Source organism: Ruminococcus sp. Marseille-P328, from assembly GCF_964249465.1.
GTDB classification, from domain to species: Bacteria; Bacillota; Clostridia; order Lachnospirales; family Lachnospiraceae; genus Blautia_A; species Blautia_A faecis.
Genome location: NZ_CAXUBQ010000011.1, coordinates 23,911 through 48,983 on the forward strand (window position 1 = coordinate 23,911; position 25,073 = coordinate 48,983).

The following is a 25,073-nucleotide window of genomic DNA, read 5'->3' on the forward strand; positions in this document are numbered from 1 at the left end:
CTGTTTTTATTGTTTATATGTTTTATTTTTTATGTAGATTATCTGCCATTCTTTGCAATAAATTCCTCAACCTCTTCGCGAGTTGGCATCACGCGGAGAGCACCCTTGCGGGTAGTGATAAGAGATGCGCCTGCGTTTGCGAAGGTAAGCATTTCCATCAGGTTCTCGTCGGAGAGGTCTTCCAGACCGTGCTCCAGAACATAGTTCAGGATGCTGGCACAGAAGGTGTCTCCGGCACCTGTGGTCTCAATGGTGTGCTCCTGAAGGAATGGAGCGCATTCTACGCGGCGTCCATTATAATAAGCGCGGCTTCCGTCTTTACCCATGGTGATAAGAACCAGCGGAATGTGATATTTCTCTTCGATCAGTGCAGCACCCTTGTCGTAGTCTGTGGTATCGAAAAGGAATTCCACTTCGTTGTCAGAAATCTTCAGAACGTCACATTTGGTAAGACCGTACTCAATCTCGACACGGGCATCCTCAAGGGATTTCCAGAGTGGCGGGCGCAGATTGGGGTCAAAGGTGATGATACAGCCGGCTTCTTTTGCTACCTCAATGGCATGACGTGTAGCTTCACGTACGCCCTCATGGGTAGAAGAGAGAGTTCCGAAATGGAAAATGCGGGAATCGCGGATCAGGTCGTCCGGAACCTCATCCATAGTCAGCATCATGTCAGCACCTGGATTACGATAGAAAGAGAAGTCTCTGTCTCCATCCGGATAGGTGTGGACAAATGCCAGTGTGGTATGTACTTCTTCATCCATAATAAGAGCTCTTGTATCAATTCCAACTTCTTCAACAGCAGCTTTCAGCTGGTTTCCGAACATATCCTTTCCAACTTTTCCGATAAAAGCGGTCTTCTTGCCAAGGCGCTCAAGCATAGCCAGAACATTACATGGAGCTCCGCCCGGGTTCGCTTCCATGATCGGGTTGCCCTGCGCGCTGGTTCCATTCTCTGTGAAATCGATGAGAAGCTCGCCAAGTGCAGTTACGTCGTAGTTTCGATTACTCATTGAAAAATCCTCCTTAGGTGTTTTCAAAATCATATACCAATAATTTAACGCAGAGGGGTGTATTTGTCAAACAAATTTCTTTCTTTTTCCAGCTTAAAATGGTAAAATAGAACTATCAAAATTATGGTCGGATCGACGGGAAAATTATAACAATATTAACATATTTTCTGGAAATCCGACAGTCCGTGAAAATTGGCGGGGAAATGGAGAGACTTATGAGCAAAACAGTATATGATTATATGGACTGGCCAGAAATTGAAGCGGTTGTATATGGGGAAGAAACAGCGCCAAGAGATGTGATGGGACCCAGACTGACACCGGATGGTGTACTGATACAGGGCTTTTTTCCAGAAGCCAGAGCTGCGGCAGTGGTTACAGGGCGCACGAAATATGAAATGGAGCTGGAGGACGAGGCTGGCTATTATGCAGTGCTGATCCCGGGAAGAAAGATTCCGGATTACGAATTTCAGATAGAATTTGAGAAAGAGACGAAGAAGTTTAAGGACGCTTATGCTTTCGGCGGGCTTCTTACAGAGGATGATGAGAGGGCTTTTCTTGGCGGCGTTTATTATGAGGCATATAAGAAAATGGGCGCACATCCCATGGTGATGAATGGGGTAGCAGGCACTCATTTCGCAGTGTGGGCGCCAAATGCAGTTCGGGTAAGTGTGGTTGGTGAATTTAATAATTGGGATGGCAGAGCACTCCCTATGCATAAGATGCCTATGTCAGGTATTTATGAATTGTTTATCCCGGGAGTAAAGGCGGGGGACGCCTATCGTTATGAAATTAAGGCAAAAGGGGATGTGCTCCTTCAGAAAGCAGATCCTTATGGAAACAGAACCCAGCCTGCACCATTGTGGAATTCTGTTGTAGCGGATGTCTCTGATTTTACATGGAATGACAGCAGTTGGATGGCTGAACGTAAGAAATATGATGGCCGCAGGCAGCCGGTTTCCATTTATGAGACAAGCCTGGGACAGTGGGAATCAGGGAAAGAGCTGGTGACCTTTGCGAAAGAAAAGGGATATACCCATGTGGAACTTCATCCGGTTATGGAATTTCTGGAGGATGGTTCAGATGGATATCCTACATCTGCATATTTTGCAGTCAGCACACGTTATGGCACACCAGCAGATTTTGCAGCACTGGTAGATGAGCTTCATCAGGTGGGAATAGGCGTGATCCTTGACTGGTCACCGGCACAGTTCCCGAGATACGCAGGCGGTCTGGAGAAATTTGACGGAACGCCCCTTTATGAAGTAAAAGACCCGGAAATGGCAGTCCACCCGATGTGGGGCACCATGCTTTATAATTATGACAGCCCTATGGTAATGGATTTCCTGATTTCCAATGCCTGTTTCTGGCTGGAGGTTTTCCATGTGGACGGGCTTCGTATGGATGATGTAGATGCCATGCTTTATCTGGATTATGGAAGAAAGGATGGATGGACACCGAATATGTATGGCTCCAATGAGAACCTTCCTGCCATTGAATTTCTGAAGCATCTGAATTCCATTGTGAAGAAGCGTGATCCAGGAGCACTTCTGATCGCACAGGAGGATGGTCTGTGGCCGGAGCTGACTGACAGTGTGGAGAATGATCACATTGGGTTTGATTATAAGTGGAGTGGCGGATGGACAAGAGATTTCCTGTTCTATCTGTCAGTAGATCCGATTTTGCGGAAGAATTATCATGACCAGCTGACTTTGTCCACCTTATATGCATATTCTGAGCATTATATTCTGACTCTTGGAAACAGAGATGTGGGAAGCCTGAATGAGTTTATGGCGAAACTTCCGGGAGATGAGAAGCAGAAGCTGGCACAGGTGAGAGAGGCTTATTCCTATATGATGGTGCATCCTGGCTGTAAAATGATGGCACCGGGGACTGATATGCCGGAGGGACTTGCCAAATGCATTCAGGCGTTGAATACCCTTTATAAGAGTTCGCCTGCTCTTTATCAGATGGATGATGAGTATGACGGATTTGAGTGGGTTCAGCTGATGAAATACGAGGAGAATGTGATCACTTTCCTGCGTAAGACAGAGAAACCAGAGGAAACGCTGCTTGTAATCTGTAATTTCGCCGCAATACCCTACGAGAATTACCAGGTGGGCGTGCCTTTTGCAGGAAAATATAAAGAAATCTTTAATAGCGATGCAGTAGAATTCGGCGGCGAGGGTGTAGTAAATTCTCGTGTGAAGACAGCAAAAGCAGAAGAGTGCGACGAACGTGAGCACTCTATTAAGGTGAAACTGCCGGCACTTGGTGTAAGCATCTACAGCTGCACTCCCGGGAAAGCCCCAGCCAGGAAGAAAGTGACCGCAGCGAAAACTGCGAAAGATAAGACTGCGAAAGATAAGACTGCAGGAAAACTGGTAAGGACTGTGAAGGCAAAAACTCCAGCAAAGAAGTCAGTAAAGGAAGAAAAAGCTACGAAAGTAGAAGAAGCTGTCAAAGCAGAGAAAAAGGCAGAAACAGTGAAGAAAAGAGCCACAGTAAAAAATGACAATAACAAAGCAGACAGAAATAGCAAATGAGAAATAAATAGCCAATAAGTAATAAAATAGCAAAAAAGACTGTATTTACATATCTGAATTTCAGATGTGAGGAATGCAGTCTTTTTGAATCTTTTTACAATAAGCAAGTAGCGAAGCAGATCAGAAATATCCGATTGATGCAAATAAAAAAAGCTGGAAATGAGACTCGAACTCACGACCCCTTCATTACGAGTGAAGTGCTCTACCGACTGAGCTATTCCAGCTTATGGAATGATAAGTGTATAAAAATTTATACACTTATCAGACACAAAAGATATTTTAAGTTATAAGCAGCCATTTGTCAAGAAAATCTTGGGTAAAAATTCTGATTTATCGTGGGTGAAAATTCTGATTATACGATTTTAAACCAGTCTTTTTCCTCAAACTCAACTACCGTACAGTCATTGGCATAAGTACATTCCGGTAAAATGATCATTGCATGAAGGACATCGTTGTTTACAGGCAGAGGACATAAATGCCAGATAGCGGCATTGATCTTTACCATACATCCTTTGGGAACAAGGAAGGCCTTTGTAAGTTCCGGGACTGGCGTACCGGCAGATGCAGGAGCAACATGAATGATCATATCATCATCCAGAGCTACAATGCCTTCCCAGGTGGTTGTGTGGTATTCTGCCATCTTAACGATTCGCTCATCTTTGCGTACGGCAATGGGAGAAAATCCCATACTTCCCATACAGGTACCTGAGATACGATCCGGATAAAATTTGTGGATTTCGCCCTGTAAAGGATAACCTTCCGGTTCAGTCATGGAACAGTAGGTGCCAAAGGGAGCAAAATCTGTTGGATTAATTTTTACAGCTGTAATTTCTTTCATGGAAAACCTCCTCAAATGTAGTAAAAACCCTTGAAGCTATTGTATCATGATGTTGGTAAAAGCTCAATAAATATCATAAGCTAAAATAGTATTTCACAAAAGTTTTATGCCAATGGGAAAATAACTGTTTTCAAATGATTCATTCTATGATAGAATACACCTTGATTGCAAACAAAGGAGATGAGGTACATGTCAGGTTATTCCGCCCCAGGCTTTTTAGAAAAGTTGTACCTTTTTTTGAAGAATTATATGGGAATACGGGTTACCGATATAGCAATATACAGTAATGGCGCTATATAAACATGCACCGTGTTTATATAGAGATTTTCTGAATGTATGGCTATAGGGGTATCCCGTATTTTTTTCGTACTTCACTTAACATTACAGCCGAGCGTGTTAAAAAAGGCTTTCTTCAAAATGCGTGTCACAATTTGTGGAAGTCTGCAGGAATAATTTTCAAACACGCTCCAGAAAGGAGGAGACAAATGTCTGACTCATTTCTTGAATTAAGAAATCTGAAAAAAAGTTTTACATCAGAAGAATATGTTCTACAGGGAATCAATCTGCAAATTGATCAGGGGGAATTCGTCACCTTGCTGGGTGCTTCCGGCTGCGGCAAGACGACCACTCTTCGCATCATCGCAGGACTTGAGCAGCCGGACAGCGGAAGTGTATGGCTGGAGGGGAAAGATGTGACGAATCTGGAGCCAAACCAGAGAGATGTGAACACGGTATTTCAGAATTATGCCCTTTTTCCCCATATGAACGTGGCGGATAACATCGGGTATGGTCTGAAAATACGAAAAGTACCAAAAGCGGATATAAAGAAAAAGGTTAAGGAAATGCTGGAGCTGGTTCAGCTGGAAGGCTTCGAGAAACGAAAACCTGCGGAGCTCTCCGGCGGACAGAAGCAGCGTGTAGCCATTGCAAGAGCGTTGGCAAATAATCCACGTGTACTGCTTCTGGACGAGCCTCTCGGAGCTCTGGATCTGCAGCTTCGGCGGACGATGCAATTGGAACTGAAGCGACTGCAGAAGAAGCTTGGAATTACCTTTATCTATATCACCCACGACCAGGAAGAGGCCATTAATATGTCCGACCGGATCGTGGTAATGAATCAGGGGCAATTTGAGCAGATCGGCACTCCGGATGAGATTTACAACCATCCGAAGACAAGTTATGTGGCAACCTTTGTGGGAAATGCCAATATTTTAAAAGGAAAAGTTGTAGAAATAAATGGTTCTTATGCACAGGTTCAAATAGGTAATGACACTGTTTCCGTTTATACAGAAGAGATTGTAAAGGTGGGAGAGCAGCTTACCCTGGCTGTGAGAAGCGAAAATATTCTGCTGGATGAAGCTGAAATGGAAAATGTAGTTGAGCAAAATGAAGCTGAGGGAACTGGCAGACATCTTCACGCAACTGTGAAGGAGAAGAATTTCGCTGCAGGTCAGCTGCGAGTTCTGCTTGCTTTGTCTGACCGCACAGAACTCACAGCCAGCCGGTTTGGCATGAATGCAAACATTCAGCCAGGTCAGCAGATAAAATGGTATTTTGATCCGCGAAATGCAATTGTAGTAGATCGGGAGTTTAAGACGAAAGAGCCTGCTGATATGTCAGGAGGAAATCAGTGATGGGCGGTCTCAGTAACAGCCGTGGCAACAGCCAGAAATCTGCACCTGTAAAGAACAGCCACGGCAACAGCCAGGAATCTGCATCTGCAAAGAATATCCGCGGCAATAGCAAGAGTGCTGCATCCACCAGGCATACCCGCGCCACCATCTGGATGATTCTGCCACTCTACATTTTTACCCTGATTTTTGTGGCTTGTCCTCTTATCTATATGGTTGCCTTAAGCTTTGCCACTCCCGGAGAAGTCCACGGTGTACAGTGGATTTTTACACTGGATAATTACAGGAAGATTTTGGAACCAGTGTACCTGGATACCTTTGTCCAGTCCTTCCAGCTGGCCATTACAAGTACTGTTTTTATTACCCTGATCGGGTATCCCTTTGGCTATTTTATGGCGAAATTACCAGCAGGCGGCAAAAAGAAAGCTATGCTTCTTCTTATGCTTCCCTTCTGGGTGAATTCCCTGATCAGACTTTACGGCTGGATCATCATCCTTCAGAAAAAAGGCGTTCTGAATTTTGTGCTGAAAAAGCTTGGCTTGATCGAGAAGCCGCTGAAAATCATGTACAGCTACCCGGCAATCATCATTGGTATGATATATGTACTGCTGCCATTTATGATTTTATCCGTATATTCCAGTGCGGAAAAACTGGACTGGTCACTGGTAGAAGCCGCCCGTGATCTGGGGGCAGGTAAGGCAAAGGCCTTCTGGACAGTCAGCTTTAAGCTGACCCTGCCAGGACTTTTGTCCGGCGTAATCCTAACCTTTATTCCATCTATGGGACTGTTTTTCATAGCAGATATCCTGGGCGGAAACAAAGTTGTGCTGGTAGGAAGCCTGATCCAGGACCAGATGACACGGGGAAATAACTGGCCCTTTGCGGCTGCACTGGCGGTGATCATGATGATCCTTACCACTTTGATGATCCTGCTATACCGCAAGGTCACCAATGCGAAAGAAGTGGAGGGACTGGGATGATAAAAACACAAAATAATGAAATAGAAGTGCTGGATCCGAAAATGCAAGGTGAAGGCGCCGAGGCTAAAAACGGTACATTAGTTAAAAAGTTTGGAAAGAAGAGAAATACAGGCTCTGGCATGAAACGGAGCACCCGCTTTGAGAAGATATACCTTGGTATCATTTTCTTCTTAATGTACCTCCCAGTAGCCGTAGTCATCATTTTCTCCTTCAATGAGTCCAAGCTGCCTGTCCGTCTCACCGGATTTTCCCTCCAGTGGTACGAAAAGCTTTTCGCAGACAGTGCCATGATGGAAGCACTGGTAAACAGCCTGATCCTTGGCGTGGCCAGCTGCGCGGTTTCAGCAGTTATCGGAACTTTAGGCGCTGTAGGCCTGTCACGGATTCACTGGAAAACAAAAGGCGCATTGGAGTACATTTCCATTTTGCCCCTTATGATACCGGAAATTATTCTGGGTATGGTGCTGATGGCATTTTTCTACATGCTGAATCTGCCCTTCGGAATGCTTACTCTGCTGATCGGACATACGGTATTTTGCATTCCTTATATATTGATGGAAGTAAAAGCCAGACTTGTGGGCATGGATCCTTCCCTTGAGGAAGCTGCCCGGGATCTTGGAGCTACTTCCATGAGAGCCTTTCTTGACGTTACGCTGCCACTGATCATGCCAGCTGTTGCGTCCGGCTCATTGCTTGCCTTTGCCATGTCCATGGACGACGTGGTAATCAGTATTTTTATTAACGGTCCGAGATTGTCTACCTTGCCAATTAAGGTGTACACTCAGATCAAAACCGGTGTCACGCCGGAAATCAATGCCCTGTGTACGATTATGCTGGCTTTTACGGTAGGAATTCTGCTTGTATATTCCCTTGTGAAAAAGCTGCGCCGGAGATCGCAGTAGATTTGCGGATTGAATATTTCTTACTGGACTGTATCCATGGAATCAAGGCGAGATCAGATACATTCCGGGGAATGGAAAGGGTTGCTGGACGTTATGCAGACAGTGGCCGGAAAGGAGCACACGAATGAACAAACTCATAGAGTTGAAAAACCTCACAAAAAATTTTGATGACCAGCAGGTTCTCCGCGGAATCAATCTGGACATCTATGAGAACGAGTTTCTCACCCTTCTGGGACCAAGTGGCTGTGGAAAGACCACAACCCTTCGTATTATTGCAGGCTTCGAGGAGCCAAGCGGCGGCGAAGTATTGTTTAACGGAATTGAGATTTCCAAGCTGCCTCCATATAAGAGAGAGGTAAACACCGTTTTCCAGAAATATGCCCTTTTTCCCCATCTGAATGTGGCAGAGAACATTGGATTCGGTCTGAATCTGAAAAAAGTGGACAAGGACGTGATCGCCCAGAAAGTCACCAGAATGCTGAAAATGGTAGGTCTGGAGGGTTTCGAAAAAAGAGATGTCACCCTGCTCTCCGGCGGACAGCAGCAGCGAGTGGCCATTGCCCGTGCGCTGGTAAATGAGCCGAAAATCCTTCTTCTTGACGAGCCTCTTGGCGCCCTGGATGCGAAAATACGAAAACAGATGCAGATTGAGCTGAAAAAAATCCAACGGGAGGTTGGAATTACCTTCATTTACGTTACCCATGACCAGGAGGAAGCCCTTTCCATGTCTGATACCGTGGTCGTTATGAATAACGGCGAAATTCAGCAGATCGGTTCTCCTACTGATATTTACAACGAGCCCGAAAACCGTTTTGTAGCAGGCTTCATTGGAGAGTCCAATATTATAGAAGGAATTATGATCAGAGATTATCTGGTTCAGTTCGACGGATTTGAATTCGAATGCGTGGACAAAGGCTTTGAGGATAATGAAGAAATCGAGGTTGTGCTTCGTCCTGAGGACCTTGACATTGTGGAACCATCTCAGGCGAAAATCAGCGGTGTTGTTCGAAACGTCACCTTCAAGGGCGTTCATTACGAAATTCTCGTAGAAACAGAACTGCGCACCTATAAAGTTCAGACCACCGATTATGCGGAAGTGGGCCGCCAGGTAGGACTGAAATTCGAACCGGAAGACATTCACGTCATGTACAGAATGGGAGCTTATTGATGAAACAGTTTAAGCGCCTGATCATTCCTTACTTTATCTGGGCAATTGTTATCCTTGTGATCCCACTGTTTCTCATTGCCCTGTATGCGTTCACCACAGAAGGAAATGAAGTAATGACACTTTCCTTCACCTGGGGGAATTTTGCCAAATTCCTGGAAGCTACCTACCTAAATGTGATCCTGAAATCCTTCTGGCTGGGACTTCTCACCACCTTTATCTGTCTGGTGCTTGGCTATCCCCTTGCCCTGATCATTGCGAGATGCTCTGAGAAAGTCCAGGGACTTCTCATTATGCTGGTAACCATTCCAATGTGGATCAACATGCTTCTTCGTACCTATGCGTGGATGAATCTTCTTGCAGATAACGGAATCATCAATAACCTTCTGGCAAAAATCGGACTGGGACCTATCAGCATGATGTATACGGATTTTTCCGTAATGGTAGGCCTGATCTGCAACTTTATGCCCTTTATGATCATTCCTATCCATACATCCTTAAATAAAATGGATAAATCCCTGATCGAGGCAGCCTACGATCTGGGAGCCAACCGTTTCCAGACCTTCTGGAAGGTAATCTGGAAGCTGTCCCTGCCAGGGGTGGTAAATGGTATTATGATGGTTTTCCTTCTTGCCATTTCCTCCTTCGTTATCCCGAAGCTTCTGGGAGGCGGACAGTACATGCTCATCGGTAACCTGATCGAGTCCCAGTTTATCTCAGTTGGAGACTGGAATTTCGGAAGTGCCATTTCCATGATTCTGGCGGTGATCATTTTGATTTCCATGAGTCTGATGAAGCGGATGGACAAGGAAAAAGGAGAGTAGGAGAGTATCATGCAGAAAAAAACAAGCTTTTTTCAGAGATTTTATGTGGCCATCTGTCTGGTATTCTTTTACCTGCCAATCCTGGTGACCATGATTTTTTCCTTTAATTCCTCCAAATCCCTGACCAGGTTTACGGGATTCTCCATGAGATGGTATACAGAGCTGCTGCACAATACAGAAGTCAGCAAAGCGGTTTACGTGTCTGTGACCATCGCTATCCTGGCAACTGTGATCTCCACAGTGCTGGGAACCATCACTGCAATTGGTCTTTCCAAGTCCAGGAAGGTGTTAAAGGAAACACTTTTAAATATCAACAACCTGCCCATTTTGAACCCGGATATTGTTACCGCAATCGGACTGATGCTTCTGTTTTCATCACTGGGCTTCCGGAAAGGGTACTTTACCATGCTGCTGGCGCACATTTCTTTTTGTACGCCATATGTGATCACCAGTGTTTATCCCAAGGTGCGAAGCCTTGATCCGAACCTGGCAAATGCAGCCATGGACCTTGGAGCAACTCCGTTCCAGGCATTGACCAAGGTAATCGTGCCCATGATCAAGGATGGCATTTTCGCCGGTGCGCTGCTGGCGTTTACCATGTCCTTTGACGATTTCGTAATTTCGTACTTTGTATCCGGAAACGGTGTAAAGAACATTTCCATTGTGGTCTATAATATGACCAAACGAATCAACCCTACCATCAACGCCCTGTCCACAATTGTAATCCTGGTCATTGTGCTTGTCATGGTTTTTGCCAACGTGCTTCCAAAGATCCTGGAAAAGCATGCCAGCAAGCATGCGAAAAAGATTCAGCGTGTGATCGCCCTTCTGCTGGTTTTCGCCCTTGGCTTCGGACTGATCAAGTGCGGGGGCGGTGCAGCGGAGAACCATGTCCTAAAGGTTTATAATGCAGGAGAATATATGGATCTGGATCTTCTGACACAGTTTGAGCAGGAATATAATTGTACTGTAGTTTACGAAACTTTCGAATCCAACGAAATGATGTACACCAAGCTTTCCGGCGGTGAGTCCTATGACGTGCTGATCCCTTCGGATTACATGATCGAGCGTCTGATTAAAGAGGATTACTTACAGTATATTGACTGGGATCTGATCCCGAATAAGGGCAGCCTGATGGATGAGGTCATGAATAAAAGCTATGATCCGGGAAATCGTTATTCCTGCCCGTACTTCTGGGGAACGGTTGGTATTCTTTATGATACGACTGTGGTTGATCCGGCAGATCTTCAGGAGGGCTGGGATCTTCTCAGGGATACCAAATATAAAGGAAATATTTACATGTATGATTCTGAGCGGGATTCCTTTATGATCGCACTGAAGGCTCTTGGATATTCCATGAATACTACAGATGAGAATCAGATTCAGGAAGCTTACCAGTGGCTGGTTGACCAGAGAAATACCATGGACCCGATTTACGCAGGTGATGACGTCATTGACAATATGATTTCCGGAAACAAGGCTATGGCAGTTGTTTATTCTGGAGATGCTTCTTATATTATAAGCGAAAATCCGAATATGGATTACTTCACACCGAGCCAGGGAACCAATAACTGGTATGATGCAATGGTTATTACGAGGGACTGCAATGAGACAGAGCTTGCCCATCAGTTTATTAATTTTATGCTAAATGAAGAATCTGCTCTTTCCAATACGGAAGAAGTAGGTTATACTTCTCCTGTAAAGAGTGTTTACGAAACTATGATCGAGGGAGACTACGAAGGTGTTTCTTCTTACATTCCGGATTTCGAAAATCCAAACAGTGAGATCTTCCGTTATCAGGAACCGAAAATCAAGCAGAAATATGCGGAGCTGTGGACGAAGATCAAGGCAGAGTAAACATGGAAATTTATAAAAACGGAAACGTGGCTGGCAGAAGCCGGCTGTGTTTTTGAAGAAGAGGAGAATGATTATGAAGAAAAAGGTATTTGCGGTAATTCTTGCTGCAGCAGCAATCTGTGGCAGCCTGTCACCTGTATACGCAGCTGACTCCGAGCTGGTCCTCTATACATGGGAGGGAATGTTCCCGCAGGAGGTCCTGGATGGCTTTGAGGAAGAGACCGGATGTAAGATCGTGTATTCCAACTTTGACACTGACGAAACCATGCTGGAGAAGGTTTCCATGGCAAAAGGCGGAGACTATGATGTGGTAATTGCAGATGACTACATTCTCGAGAAAATCGTGGAAGAGGGTCTTGCCACAAAGCTTGACAAAGACAAAATCTCCAATTGGGAAAACATCAATCCTCTTTATCAGGGACAGTTCTATGATGAGAAGGACGAGTACACCGTGCCATATGGCGCAGGTATTCCGCTGATCGTATACGATCCGGAGGAGGTTGATCTTGACATTAAGGGCTATTCTGATCTGTGGGATCCGTCTCTGGAGGACAGCATAGCGCTGATCGGCAACTATCGTGTGATCAACGGCATTACTCTTCTTACCATGGGTAAGAGTATGAATGAAGAAGACGTGGATACCATTGCAGAATCTGGTGAAAAGCTGGTAGAGCTGGCACCCAATGTGCGTATGATCCAGGATGACAACACCCAGAATGCACTGCTGAACGGAGAGGCTTCTGTAGCGTTCCTTTACACCTCCCAGGTAACTGCAGCTCTGGCAGAGAACCCGGATCTGAAAGTGGTTTATCCGGAGGAAGGCCTTGGCTTCGGTGTTATGGGAATGTTTATTCCAAGCGAGGCTCCCAATGCAGATGCAGCTTACCAGTTTGTAGACTACATCTTAAGACCGGAGGTTGCGGCACAGTGCTTCAATTATATCGGTTACTACTGCACCAACAAGGCAGCAGATGAGCTGGTAGACGAGAGCCTGGTGGTTCCGGACAGTGTAACAAGTGGAGAGAGTATTAAGAATGTAAGTCAGGAAGCTGAGGAACAGTATAATAAGAACTGGACTGAGTTTAAGGCTGCCTGCGATTAATTGAATTAATTCAGTAAAAGGATAACATCAGGAAAGAGCCTGTGAGTGAACCATTCGGGAGAAAAACGGATAAATCACTGTGCAGGCTCTTTTTTTATGTAATAGAAAAGTCCTACCGGGCAGGATTGCACTGCGGAGAAAGGAGAGAGGTCGCTGGAGGTGGAGAATGCTTGCACATATATGTTTCCGGGGCCAGAGAAAACAACACTGATATTGACAAAGTTTCGCCAGTGTGTGATTATTATTTACAGAAATAAATGAGTTTTTTAGAGGAGAAACAAAATGGAAATATACAAGGGAGCTTCCGCCTTTGCGGGGATTGCCATTGGGAAAATCAGGTTTTATCGGAAAGGTGAATATCAGATCCGACAGCATCAGGCAGATGATGTAAAAAAGGAACTGAAGAATTTTGATGTGGCTCGTCGGCATGTGATGCAGACCTTGAAGGAAGAGTATGACAGAATGTCAGAAAAGCAAATGGACACAGCTGATCCTGAATTGGATATGGAACCCCAACCTTTGGATAGAATTGTGAAAGTGAATGGGGAAAATGGAACAAACCAGATCCTGGAGCAGGCAGAGCTTCTGGGCTCTGGCAGCTTTCTCCGTGCGGTACAGAGTATGATCACAGGGGAAAAGGTGACTGCTGCTTATGCAGTGCAGACCACAAGAGATGAGATGCAGAGTACTTTTTCCAGGCTGAACGATCCGACCATAAAGGAACGAATCCACAATGTAAGCCGCATCTCCAGTCTCCTTCTGGAGATTCTCGGGGAAGATGAGAACAAAATTGATCTGGGAGAGGAACCAGTCATTCTGGCAGCAGATGCCCTTTCTCTTGCAGAACTGATGGAAATGGATAAGGAGAAGCTTCTGGGTATTGTCACCCGCAAAGGTTCTGCTACCTCTCACGCTGCGATCCTTGCGAAAAATATGGATATTCCCTGTGTTACAGGTATTGGGATTCCCCAGTCAGAAGAAGAGTGGGAAGACAGCATTGCCATTATTGACGGATATACGGGAACCATCTATCTGGAACCGGATAATGAGGTACGAAAAGAATACGAGATTCGCCGAAAAGCAGATCTGGTAGAGCGGGAATCCCTTTTGAAGCTGAAAGACAAGGGCGATATTACGAAAGATGGACGTGAAGTGGGAATCTACGCGAATATTGGCAGTCTGGATGATTTAAACAGTGCCCTTTATTATGGGGCAAAGGGAATCGGACTGCTGCGAAGCGAGTTCCAGTATCTTGGCAGGGAGAATTATCCCGGGGAAGAAGAACTTTTTCAGGCATATAAGAAAACTGCTGAGACTATGGGCGACCGCCTGGTAGTTATCCGCACCGCCGATCTCGGGGCTGATAAGCAGGCTTCCTACCTTGAAATTCCGGTAGAAACCAACCCTCTCATGGGTAATCGCGGAATCCGTCTCAGTCTGGACCGGAAGAACCTGTTTAAAACCCAGATCCGTGCCATTTACCGTGCAAGCTGGTATGGAAATCTGGGGATGATGTACCCTATGATCTGTTCGGAAGAGGAAATGGATGAGGTTGAAGCTCTGGTGATGGAAGTAAAAGAAGAGCTGAAGGCAGCAGGTGTACCATTTAAGGAAATCCGGACTGGAATTATGATGGAGACTCCGGCAGCAGTGATGATCGGGGAAGAGCTGGCGAAACGTGTGGACTTTCTGGGAATCGGAACCAATGACCTGACTCAGTACACCTTGGCCATGGATCGTCAGAATCCGCTTTTACAGAAGAAATATGATGATCATCATCCTGCAATTCTGAAAATGATAAAGATGATTGTAGATGCAGGACATGCGCAGAATTGCAAAGTATGTCTCTGTGGGGAACTGGCAGCGGATACCAGATTGACGGAGACATTTTTGCAGATGGGGGTAGATGCATTGTCTGTGGTACCGGCATGTATATTACCAGTGAGGAAGGCACTGAGGGCGGTTTGCATCGCAGAAATGTGATCTTAGCCTATCCTCTGCGACTGTATTGAGGCGTGCATGTATGTGTGAAAAATTGCAGAATAATTACAAAATAAAACGAGAGCACCAGACATGCAGATCCAGATTACAGGCTGTATGTTTGAAAATATGGGTAGAAACATGAACACAAAAAGCAAAGTAATTGTACTTCCCTGTGAAGCTTACGATGAAGAACGAATTTATACACTTATGAAAAATGGTCTGTCTCAGCTGGGAGGTCTGGACAACTTTATAAATAAAGAAGAAAAAATCCTTTTGAAGCCTAATCTTTTGAAGAAAGCAGAAGTGGAGAAAGCGGTCATCACGCATCCGGTTGTGGTGGGTGCTTTTGCCAGGATTTTACGTGAGGAAGGTTATAAGAATATTGTGCTTGCGGATTCCTGTGGTCACGGGACTACGAAACCGGTAATCCAGGGCACCGGAATGGATACTTATCTGGAGAAGTACCAGATCCCGGCCATTGACTATACGAAGGGCGTGCGTGTGGAAAATCCGGAGGGTAACCAGGCGAAGGAATTTATCCTTCCGAAAGAACTGCTGGAGGCAGAGTGTGTGATTTCTCTTTCCAAAATGAAAACCCACGCTCTGGAGCGAATTACAGGAGCAGTGAAGAACAGCTATGGATTTGTATATGGGAAAAATAAGGCCATTGGTCATACCAAATATCCCAGCGCAGACAGCTTCGCCCGGATGCTTATTGATCTGAACCAGTATGTGAAGCCGAGACTTTACATTATGGATGGAATCACTGCGATGGAGGGAAATGGACCGGGCTCCGGAGACCCGGTAGCCATGAACCTGATTCTGATGTCCACAGATCCGGTGGCACTGGACAGTGTGTTTGCAAGACTGGTTTATCTGAAACCGGAGATGGTTCCTACCAATTACCATGGGGAGAAGATGGGACTGGGAAATTGCAGGGAAGAAAATATTGAGGTTGTGGTAGTTGAGGAGAATCCTTCGGCATCAGCAGTGCGTGATGAAGGAAGTGAAATAACTGGGCGCGAGAAGCAGCGCCAGAATGCAAAGGTTTCTGTAGATAAAAAGCAGATTGGTATTGACGTGGTTTGTAATGTGATTTCGATGGAAGCATTAATAGAAAAATATGGCAATCCCAATTTCAATGTGGACCGCACGAAAGTACGAAACAATGTCTGGACAAAGCTTGCCAAGGCTCTGAATATTTTTCAGAAGAAACCATACATTGAGCCTGACAAATGTATCCGTTGTGGAATCTGTGTAAACAGCTGCCCTGTGCCCGGAAAAGCAGTAGATTTTCGAAATGGCAAAAATAATCCGCCTGTTTATGATTATAAGAAGTGTATTCGATGCTTCTGCTGTCAGGAAATGTGCCCGAAGAAAGCGATTAAGGTGAAGTGAGTGTAAAATACTCCGAAGGGAATATCGGAGAAACATCAGAGTAATTTCGGAGATAAAGAAGAAAAGCCACTACCGAGCGTCAACTAAGTTGTGACGTTCTACAGTGGCTTATGTATTTTATCGTCCGATCATCTTCGCTACTTCCCTGATATATTCCGGTGTAGTACCGCAGCAGCCCCCTACAATACCGGCACCTGCATCAATCAGAGCTTTCACATGTCTGGCAAAATCCGGCGCTTTCATGGAATAAACGGCGTTTCCATTATCATCAATGAACGGCATGCCGGCATTCGGCTTGGCAATGACCGGGATGGAAACATTTTCCTTAATATTGCGGATAACAGAAACCAGCTGATCGGGACCAACAGAGCAGTTCACGCCCACAGCATCTGCACCTGCAGCCTCCAGGGAAACAGCAGCTTCAATAGCATTTCCACCGCTGAAAATACTTCCATCTGCATCTACCGTCATGGTACACATAATCGGCAGCTCGCAAACTGTAGAAGCAGCATCCACAGCTGCCAGAGTCTCTTCAATATTGATCATGGTCTCAGCAACGATCAGATCCACGCCGGAATCCTTCAGAATTCCAATCTGCTCCTGATACATTTCGAAAGCTGCCTCATAGGTCATCTCCCCGGCAGGAGCCATCATTTTACCACTGGTGGTAATATCCGCAGCAACGTAAACCTTATGGTCTGCCGCATCCGCGACTTCTCTTGAATAGGAAACCAGAGTGCGGTTGATCTCCTCCATACGGTCCTGCAGACCATGCATGGTAAGACTTACACGGTTGCCGCCAAAAGTAGGAGCGTAGATAATATTGCTTCCCGCTTCGATATAAGCTCTCTGAAGATTCTGGATCACATCCTTATGTGCCAGCACCCATTCCTCTGTGCATACCCCCTTCGGCATACCGGCAGCCATCAGGTTGGAACCTGTAGCGCCGTCCAGAAGAACAATACTCTGTGTCAGTTCCTGAAACTCGTGTTTTGTCATATTGTAATTCCTCCTTAAATTGGCAGAATATTGCATTCAAAACATATTTGCATAACATGCCGCCCATTGTGGTCTGCAACCATCTGGCGAACATTTATCCTGCCGGATACGGTTGATTTCGTCATATTCCTGTCCGCGTCCTGGAAGTTATAACGTTTTCATAAAAAAATTTTATAAATCTTTCGTATTATAACACTATTTAACTTGATTTTCCAGTTGTCAGCGTATAAAATATAAGATATGCTTTTGATGGGGCTGGCTATAAAGTAAGCAGCAGCCCTTAATGACAAAAGAAATAAAAAAGGAGCTAAAAGATGAGTAGAAGGAGAAGAAGAAACGACTGGATACCAGGCGCGGTGATCACCATCATCGTCATTATGCTTTCTGTTGTTTTTATGGGACTTCTGGCAATGACCAAGATGGTTCCCACCATTTATATGCTGATCATCGGCATTGTACTTGCGGTGATCGCAGCGATAATCTGGCTGCTGGTATGGCATACCAGATACACAGGCCGCTTTATTGGCGGAACTGTTTTGGCAGTGATCATGATTGCCATTCTGGCATTCGGCGGTTTTTATATTAATAAGACAAGATCCGCCATCAGCAATATTTCCGGTGAGACCACTGAGGTCACACAGATGGCTGTTTATGTAAAGAACGATGATGCCGCTGATTCTGTAGAGGCAACTGCCGGATATACTTATGGTATTCTTTCCTCACTTGACCGTGAGAACACAGATGGCGCGGTAGCACACCTGAACAGCGAATTCGGCACAGAGGTACAGACGAAAGAGTACGCAGGTCTGACCGAGCTTGCTGACGGAATCCTAAACGGTGAAGTAAATGCCATGCTTCTGAACAGCGGATATCTTAGTGTATACGAGGATATGGACGGATACACAGATTTCAGCACTAAGATAAAAGAGGTTGGAACAGTAGACGTTGAATCCACAATTCAGTCTGCAGAAGAGTCCACCCCTATAGAGCCGATCACCACTGCTAATGGCGGTAAGGTTTACACCATCTATCTCAGTGGTATTGATACCAGAGGTGAGATGACAGCTAAGAGCCGAAGCGATGTAAATATTATTGCCACTGTGAATACAGATACACATGAGATCCTGCTGGTTTCCACACCTCGTGATTACTTTGTACCGCTTTCTATTTCCGGAGGTGCACCGGATAAGCTGACACATGCCGGTATTTATGGAATCGATGTGTGTATGGATACTCTGGGAATGCTGTATGATATTGACATTAATTATTACTTCCGAATTAACTTCGGTGGATTTGTGAAGGTAATCGATGCACTTGGCGGAATTACCGTTAATTCAGATTATGATTTTGATTCCAAGAATATTCTGGGTTATCATTTTAACAAGGGTGAGAATTATGTGAATGGTGAGCAGGCGCTTATCTTTGCAAGAGAGCGTTACGCATTCCAGGAGGGTGACCGCCAGCGTGGTAAGAACCAGATGGAGGTTATCCGTGGTGTTGTGAAGAAGGCACTTTCTCCGGAAATCCTTACCAGCTATTCCTCCATTCTTTCCAGTCTGGATGGATGCTTCGGTACTAACATCACATATGAAGAGATCGCACAGATCCTTCAGCAGCAGCTTACCAATGGGGGCGACTGGACAATCGTTTCCTACAGTGTAAATGGTACCGGTGCTACTGAGAAACCATATTCCATGAGCCAGAAGGCATATGTTATGGTTCCGGATTATAACACTGTTGATAAGGCTAAGAGCCTTATGGAAAAGGTTCGCAACGGTGAGGTGGTTACCCAGGAGGAAGCTGACGCACCAGTTAGTGGAAGCACAAGCACTGACAGCACCTCCACAGAAACTGTGACCGAGCCAGGTACAGTAGCAGCCGAGACACAGGCTGCGACAGATACCACTGCTGCAGATGGAACTACAACTGAAGGCGCAGCTGATACTACTACACAGCAGTAAAGAGAATGAGATTCCTCTGGTGAGAGGAATCTAAATATAGAAAGAAGCAAATCATTATATAACGTGGTTTGCTTCTTTTTTTGATAAATTTATAAACTTTTAAGATGATTTTTATATTATATTGTGATAAAATGGGGATATAGAAGAAGGAAAGGCGGGTGAATCTGAGTTTACATTCTTGGATTTTACAGAAGATGACATCGCACAGCTTAGTATGACACCACTTATGGGTGGCCAGATGAGCCGCAAGGATAAGATTAAAGAAGGAATTCTAATAGCGAAAGAAGAGCATAATGATATGGCGGATAAAGTGATGGCTATGTTGTATACTCTGGCAGATAAGTTCTTGGATGGAGCAGAACTTGATGAGATTAAGGAGGCGATGACAATGACGAGATTGGGACAGATGATAGAGAAAGATGGACGTGAAAAGGAGCGTATAGCCTTAAATACGCTGAATAAAAAATTACTTTCTTCCAATCGCATTGAAGATTGTATAAAAGCTACAGAAGATGAAGAATATCAGAAAAAACTCATGAAAGAATTTGGTATAAAATAAATAAAACCTGGCCGGGACATCACTTACCTGATCGTTCCCGGCCCTAACTATGTTAGAAACATATAGAAGCAAATTTGCATAACCCACCACCCAACTGGAAACAATAAAAAAAGATGACCTCCAAGTCGCATTATTTCAGTAATGCGACGGTCATCCAGGCAGTTTTTCTGCTTTCTTTCCCATCGTCGCTTTACATTCTATCGCGAATAACAGGGAAAGTCAACCGATTATAGCGACTATAGACTCTTTTTGTCGAATTATACCATAATTTATTCCAAATTCACCTTTTTCCCATTAGTTTTTCAAAGGGATTTTTTCGATATAAAATAATTGCGTGGTCAAATAATTGGTACATACTTATAGAATAAGGAGGCAGCTATGTGCAGAAAAGGTGAAAACATACGCAAACGCAAGGACGGGCGCTGGGAAGCCCGTTATATCAAATACCGTGATCCGGAGGGAAAAATCCACTACGGTTCCCTCTATGGCAAAACATATGGCGAAGTAAAGGACAAACGAAACAAAAAAATTGCAGAAGTGCCAGGCTATGGACATCTGGTGCGAAACCCTGGCATTTTGAATTACCAAGCTACCTTCGAAACAGCCGCAGAACACTGGAAGCAGGAAATCCGCTATACCATCAAGGACAGTACTTTTTCCAATTATGAAGCGATCCTGAAGAACCAGCTTCTTCCGGAGCTTGGCAGCACCCAGATACGGAAAATCAGCAATTCTCAGATCACGCAGCTTATTCATAAGAAAAAAGAGCTGGCATTGTCTGCAGGAACCATTCATGTAATTTTAAGCGTACTCCGCAGCATTTTGAACTTTGCAGCAAAGGGAGGCGTCTATACCAGTGAACCAATCCGCTACCCCCATTTGGCTGGCACCAGCCAGGAGGTGCAGATTATGAAGCTTGCAAACTATAACCAGCTGGAGAAATTTCTTATTGACAATATCAGTGATTTCCATTTCGGTCTGCTGCTTTGCATGCATACCGGCATCCGTGTAGGCGAACTCAGCGGCCTGCGCTGGGAAGATGTGGATTTCGCCCAGCACAAAATCCGCATACAGCGTACTGTGATCCGCATCAAAAATCTGGATCAGACCGCCAATCCGGACACTGGAAAAATCCCAAAAACCATTCTGTATATCGGTCCGCCGAAGACAAAACATTCCAACAGGGAAATTCCATTGCCAGACAAGCTGCTTTTTTATGCGAAACGTTTTCGCAAAGATGGCTCCGCATATATTTTGTCTGGAACTGCCAGATGCATGGAGCCGCGGGTCATCCAACGCAGATATGCAGCGCTGCTAAAAACATGTGGAATTCCCCCCATTAAAATCCATGCTCTCCGGCATCAGTTCTCCTGTCGCTGGGTGGAACATGGCTTCGATACCAAGTCCCTGTCCGAAATACTTGGACATACTTCCGTGCGAACCACACTGGATCTGTATGTGCATATCCAGGCGGAAACGAAGCGACAGTATATGAATCAGATGATGGAGCAGGCAATATAACAGAATAAACAATTTCAGAAAAGGCAGTTATACCAGAGAATTCTCTTGTGAGAGACCTCTGGTGTGACTGTCTTTTTTGCTGTCTGGAAAAGGTGACCGGATACTGAAAAATCTCAATTTCTAAAATAAGGGGTCTTTATTCGGGGTCGATAGTCCAAATTGTACTGATTTTCTGCTTGTTTGCAGCGCAAATACGCATTACTGAAATATTACGAAAGAAACCAGCAGAAATCACAGACAAAATTTATGAAAACAGGATACAACATCCGAACCTGGCGCATGCGCCTGGTTTGTCCGGAGCCTATATGGCTGGACAGAACAGAAGAATATTTTCAGAACGTGGTGGAGTTTTACTACCACCTTTTGAGACAGCATGAAGAACTGTGGAACAGCAGCCTCTTCGACATCCAGCGCAGTCTGGAACTCCTGACCCTGGCCGGTCGGGACGGCAGACAGCCCACCAACCCCTTACCAATGGGAAAAGTACCTGTCTACCTGAGACGTGCTGCCATCAACAAAGCATCTGCCACAGTGAAAAGCACCCAGGAGCTTCAGTCCGGATTCCCCGAGAAGCTGGAAGCCAAGGTCACCTTTTTTAAAGGAATGTATTCCGACCTCACCGACAGATCCATTTGCCTGAAGCTGTGGAACGGTGAGAAATGGATCTGGACAGACTGCAAGCTGAAAGGACGCCCCTTTCCCCAAGATGGTCAGCTAATGTCACCCACCCTGGTAAAGGAGGGCAGGCGCTACCTGCTGAATATCCCGGTGAAACAGGAGAACAGCGACGCCCGCACTGCCAAAGAACGAATGGCAGAAGGCACGAACCTGTGCAGTGTCCGCTTTACAAACACAGACACCTTCGCAGTGTGTTGCATTCTGGATGAGCAGGGAAAACAGCTGGCTGTACATACCTGCCGGGGCGGAGATGCGTACCGTCACCGCTGCAAGCTGCTGGAGACCAGAATACAGAAATCCAGACCAAACACAGTGGGAGACAATAGTCCCCAGCCCAACCGGAAGTACTACATGCACCTGAAGAACCTGTCCGAGCACTATGCCCACCAGGTCAGCCGTGAGATCCTGAACTTCTGCAAAGAGAATCAGGCAGGAATCATTGTCCTCCCCGATTACGACCAGAACTTCACCCGGATGGCAATGGTAAAAAGCGGTAATTTTTCCCCGCTTCACTTAAGCAGTAAGATTCGGACCAACCTGCAGTACAAAGCCTGGGCAGAAGGCATTCTGGTACTGGAAACCAGAACAGACGGCCTGAAAGACAAATGTGCCATCTGCGGCGGCAAGGTTCGCCGGAAGGGAAATGAATTCCTCTGTGAAAATGGTCATCAGGGAAACCGCTTCCTGAATGACGCCAGAAATCTTGGCAGGAAATGCCAGGACAGTTTTTTTCGCGGAAGTAGAACAAAATAATTATTGACAACAAAGATAAAAATGATAATAAGCAGCGTTACGAACGCTCTTATCTATAAAAACGGGTAACCGGGCAAAGAGGCTGCGCCAGTGACGCAGGCTTTTCGGCCGACCACCGCCGGTGCGGGTTCCGGATTTCCCCAAGATATCATGGGAGTCGTCGAAGCACCAGACAGGAAGCTATCTGGTAAGTGGTCAAAGTTATGAAAAAATGGGAGGAAAGGACTGGGGGGGGGGTAACTCCGTCCGTATGATTAAGAAATGACAACGAAAAAACAAAAAACCGAACGCAAAAAAAGAAAGTTAGAGCATTGGCAGGTAATCGCACTTTACCTGATGATTTATGATGTGATCGCCGTAAACGCCGCATACTTTCTCGGACTGTGGTTCCGCTTTGATTGTACATACTCCGCAATACCCGGAGAATATTTGTCTGCCTATCTGAAATTTGCACCATGGTATACAGTATTCTCTGTTTTTGTCTTTTGGGCATTGCGCCTCTATAACAGCGTATGGCGCTTCGCAAGCTACAGTGAGCTGTTAAGAATTTGCTTATCTACTGTAATTACATTCCTGTTCCAGATAATTGGAATTACATTTGTCATTCAGAGAATGCCAATGTCCTATTATCTCTTCGGAACCATTATTCAATTTTGCCTGATTACAGGAATCCGTTTTTCATATCGATTTATTCTTCTGGAAAGAACACGGAAACAGAAGGAAGAAGAAGGTCCGCTGCATCACATTATGTTGATCGGTGCCGGCCAGGCAGGACAGATCATTCTCCGCGACGTGGAACGTGCCAAAGAGCCAAAGGGAAAGGTTTGTTGTATTATTGACGATAACCCGAATAAATGGGGACGTTATATGGAGAGTGTGCCCATTGTAGGCGGTCGTGATGACATTCTCGCAAGTGCAAAGAAATATAAAATCGACCAGATTCTTCTGGCAATTCCAAGCGCAAGTGCGGCAGAGCGAAGAGATATCCTGAACATCTGCAAGGAAACCAAATGTGAAATGAAGATTCTTCCAGGTGTGTATCAGTTTGTCACCGGAGAAGTGTCTCTCAGCAAAATGAAAGACGTGGCGGTGGAAGACCTTCTTGGAAGAGATCCTATTAAGGTAAATATGGACGAGATTTTCCGCTACATCAGTGGAAAAACCATTCTGGTAACTGGTGGCGGCGGCTCCATCGGAAGTGAACTTTGCCGTCAGATCGCAGCCCACGTGCCGAAACGACTGGTGATCTTCGATGTCTATGAGAACAATGCCTACGACATTGAACAGGAGCTTCGCTCCAAATATCCACATCTGGATCTGGTGGTACTGATCGGTTCTGTGCGTGATACTCGCAAGATCAATGATGTATTTGAAACCTATAAACCAGACATTGTTTACCATGCAGCAGCCCATAAGCATGTACCCCTTATGGAGACAAGCCCCTGCGAAGCTATTAAGAACAATGTAATGGGAACCTATAAAACTGCCCATGCAGCTTTGAAAAACGGCTGCCAGCGTTTCGTACTGATCAGTACGGACAAAGCTGTAAATCCAACCAACATTATGGGAGCCAGCAAGCGTCTCTGTGAGATGGTTATTCAGACCATGGATAAGATCAGCAGAACCGGAAGAGAAGATCTGCTTCCGTTACTGGGAAGTCATTATGAGGACAGTGAGGAAGCACTTGCTCAGGTGGCAGCGACTTGTGAAAATCCAGGAGCAAATGGTGAGAGAAAATACAGGACTGAATTTGTGGCAGTGCGTTTCGGAAATGTGCTGGGAAGTAATGGATCTGTTATTCCGCTGTTTAAGAAACAGATTGCCAAAGGTGGTCCGGTGACCGTTACCCATCCGGATATTATCCGTTACTTTATGACCATTCCGGAGGCGGTAAGTCTAGTGCTCCAGGCTGGAACCTATGCAAAAGGCGGAGAAATCTTTGTGCTGGATATGGGAGCTCCGGTGAAGATTGATACGCTGGCGAGAAACCTGATCAAGATGTCAGGACTGACACCGGATGTGGATATTAAAGTGGAATACACAGGACTTAGACCTGGAGAGAAGCTTTATGAAGAGAAGCTGATGGCAGAGGAAGGGCTGACGAAGACGGATAATGATCTGATCCATATTGGGAAGCCGATTCCGTTTGATACGGATGAGTTCTTACATCAGCTTGAGAATCTGGCTGTTGTGGCATATGGAAATGATCCAGATATTAGAAGCTATGTGGAAGAAATTGTGCCGACTTATCATGCGGCGAAGGATGATTTGAAACTGCATGGGGAGACATATAAGAAATTATTCAATAAAGCAACTGAAAATAATCATTAATTCATTTGAACATATATTATTAAATTTTAAGAGAG

At 45.3% G+C, this 25,073-nt stretch carries 19 protein-coding genes and 1 tRNA gene; 16 read left to right on the top strand and 4 right to left on the bottom strand.

All coding sequences use genetic code 11. The features are described 5' to 3' along the window. Nucleotides 1-38: 38 nt before the first annotated feature. On the bottom strand, nucleotides 39-1,013 hold the full coding sequence (locus ACESTK_RS09310; protein WP_373119590.1) for a carbohydrate kinase: 975 nt from the start codon (nucleotides 1,011-1,013) through the stop codon (nucleotides 39-41). Nucleotides 1,014-1,228: 215 nt separating this feature from the next. Between ACESTK_RS09310 and glgB the strand changes: the two genes are divergently transcribed. Then, on the top strand, nucleotides 1,229-3,556 hold the full coding sequence (glgB, locus tag ACESTK_RS09315) for a 1,4-alpha-glucan branching protein GlgB (RefSeq protein WP_373119591.1): 2,328 nt from the start codon (nucleotides 1,229-1,231) through the stop codon (nucleotides 3,554-3,556). Nucleotides 3,557-3,707: 151 nt separating this feature from the next. On the opposite strand, the gene ACESTK_RS09320 is transcribed toward glgB, so the two are convergent. Together ACESTK_RS09320 and ACESTK_RS09325 are read right to left on the bottom strand one after the other, a co-directional pair. Next, nucleotides 3,708-3,780: transfer RNA gene (locus ACESTK_RS09320), tRNA-Thr, on the bottom strand. A gap of 128 nt (nucleotides 3,781-3,908) precedes the next feature. Then, nucleotides 3,909-4,394, bottom strand: coding sequence for an ureidoglycolate lyase (locus ACESTK_RS09325; RefSeq protein ID WP_118578965.1), 486 nt, complete (start codon nucleotides 4,392-4,394; stop codon nucleotides 3,909-3,911). A 485-nt stretch (nucleotides 4,395-4,879) separates the two neighbouring features. On the opposite strand from ACESTK_RS09325, the gene ACESTK_RS09330 reads away from it, so the two are divergent. The 10 genes from ACESTK_RS09330 (at nucleotide 4,880) to ACESTK_RS09375 (ending at nucleotide 16,236) form a co-directional block, all read left to right on the top strand. Beyond that, on the top strand, nucleotides 4,880-6,028 hold the full coding sequence (locus tag ACESTK_RS09330) for an ABC transporter ATP-binding protein (protein ID WP_373119593.1): 1,149 nt from the start codon (nucleotides 4,880-4,882) through the stop codon (nucleotides 6,026-6,028). Next, on the top strand, nucleotides 6,028-7,005 hold the full coding sequence (locus ACESTK_RS09335; protein ID WP_373119594.1) for an ABC transporter permease: 978 nt from the start codon (nucleotides 6,028-6,030) through the stop codon (nucleotides 7,003-7,005). Before ACESTK_RS09330 ends, ACESTK_RS09335 begins: the two co-directional genes overlap by 1 nt. After that, nucleotides 7,002-7,907 (top strand): ABC transporter permease, encoded by a 906-nt coding sequence (locus ACESTK_RS09340; protein ID WP_373119596.1) that lies wholly within the window; start codon nucleotides 7,002-7,004, stop codon nucleotides 7,905-7,907. The genes ACESTK_RS09335 and ACESTK_RS09340 overlap by 4 nt, the downstream gene beginning before the upstream one ends. A gap of 124 nt (nucleotides 7,908-8,031) precedes the next feature. After that, a complete protein-coding gene (gene potA, locus ACESTK_RS09345; RefSeq protein ID WP_373119597.1) occupies nucleotides 8,032-9,075 on the top strand; it encodes a spermidine/putrescine ABC transporter ATP-binding protein in 1,044 nt (347 codons plus the stop codon). Then, nucleotides 9,075-9,896 (top strand): ABC transporter permease, encoded by an 822-nt coding sequence (locus ACESTK_RS09350; protein WP_148461825.1) that lies wholly within the window; start codon nucleotides 9,075-9,077, stop codon nucleotides 9,894-9,896. The genes potA and ACESTK_RS09350 overlap by 1 nt, the downstream gene beginning before the upstream one ends. Before the next feature lie 9 nt (nucleotides 9,897-9,905). Continuing rightward, nucleotides 9,906-11,753: an extracellular solute-binding protein gene (locus ACESTK_RS09355; RefSeq protein ID WP_270432469.1), complete on the top strand. Its 1,848-nt coding sequence runs from the start codon at nucleotides 9,906-9,908 to the stop codon at nucleotides 11,751-11,753. 73 nt (nucleotides 11,754-11,826) lie between these two features. Then, nucleotides 11,827-12,855, top strand: coding sequence for a spermidine/putrescine ABC transporter substrate-binding protein (locus ACESTK_RS09360; protein WP_270432472.1), 1,029 nt, complete (start codon nucleotides 11,827-11,829; stop codon nucleotides 12,853-12,855). 41 nt (nucleotides 12,856-12,896) lie between these two features. Further along, the gene (locus ACESTK_RS09365) at nucleotides 12,897-13,112 is read left to right on the top strand and encodes a hypothetical protein (RefSeq protein ID WP_118578947.1); all 216 of its coding nucleotides are present in this window, start codon (nucleotides 12,897-12,899) and stop codon (nucleotides 13,110-13,112) included. Nucleotides 13,113-13,137: 25 nt separating this feature from the next. Then, nucleotides 13,138-14,838 (top strand): phosphoenolpyruvate--protein phosphotransferase, encoded by a 1,701-nt coding sequence (ptsP, locus tag ACESTK_RS09370; protein ID WP_148461822.1) that lies wholly within the window; start codon nucleotides 13,138-13,140, stop codon nucleotides 14,836-14,838. A 90-nt stretch (nucleotides 14,839-14,928) separates the two neighbouring features. Beyond that, nucleotides 14,929-16,236, top strand: coding sequence for a DUF362 domain-containing protein (locus ACESTK_RS09375; RefSeq protein ID WP_270432475.1), 1,308 nt, complete (start codon nucleotides 14,929-14,931; stop codon nucleotides 16,234-16,236). A 117-nt stretch (nucleotides 16,237-16,353) separates the two neighbouring features. Here the strand turns inward: ACESTK_RS09375 and ACESTK_RS09380 are convergent, their stop codons facing one another. Next, complete coding sequence (locus tag ACESTK_RS09380) at nucleotides 16,354-17,235, bottom strand: homocysteine S-methyltransferase family protein (protein ID WP_373119600.1); 882 nt, start codon at nucleotides 17,233-17,235, stop codon at nucleotides 16,354-16,356. 314 nt (nucleotides 17,236-17,549) lie between these two features. Here ACESTK_RS09380 and ACESTK_RS09385 point away from each other — a divergent pair, with 314 nt between their 5' ends. The 5 genes from ACESTK_RS09385 to ACESTK_RS09405 all read left to right on the top strand — a co-directional run bounded on the left by ACESTK_RS09385 (nucleotide 17,550) and on the right by ACESTK_RS09405 (nucleotide 25,038). After that, nucleotides 17,550-19,196, top strand: a complete 1,647-nt coding sequence (locus tag ACESTK_RS09385; RefSeq protein WP_373119601.1) for an LCP family protein — start codon at nucleotides 17,550-17,552, stop codon at nucleotides 19,194-19,196. A gap of 178 nt (nucleotides 19,197-19,374) precedes the next feature. Then, a complete protein-coding gene (locus tag ACESTK_RS09390) occupies nucleotides 19,375-19,755 on the top strand; it encodes a hypothetical protein (RefSeq protein ID WP_227200746.1) in 381 nt (126 codons plus the stop codon). A gap of 378 nt (nucleotides 19,756-20,133) precedes the next feature. Further along, entirely contained in the window at nucleotides 20,134-21,276 is a 1,143-nt protein-coding gene (locus ACESTK_RS09395) for a tyrosine-type recombinase/integrase (RefSeq protein WP_373119602.1), read from the top strand. Nucleotides 21,277-21,522: 246 nt separating this feature from the next. Beyond that, nucleotides 21,523-22,707, top strand: a complete 1,185-nt coding sequence (locus tag ACESTK_RS09400) for a transposase (RefSeq protein WP_373119604.1) — start codon at nucleotides 21,523-21,525, stop codon at nucleotides 22,705-22,707. Nucleotides 22,708-22,968: 261 nt separating this feature from the next. Next, nucleotides 22,969-25,038: a nucleoside-diphosphate sugar epimerase/dehydratase gene (locus ACESTK_RS09405; RefSeq protein ID WP_270432483.1), complete on the top strand. Its 2,070-nt coding sequence runs from the start codon at nucleotides 22,969-22,971 to the stop codon at nucleotides 25,036-25,038. Nucleotides 25,039-25,073 lie beyond the last annotated feature (35 nt).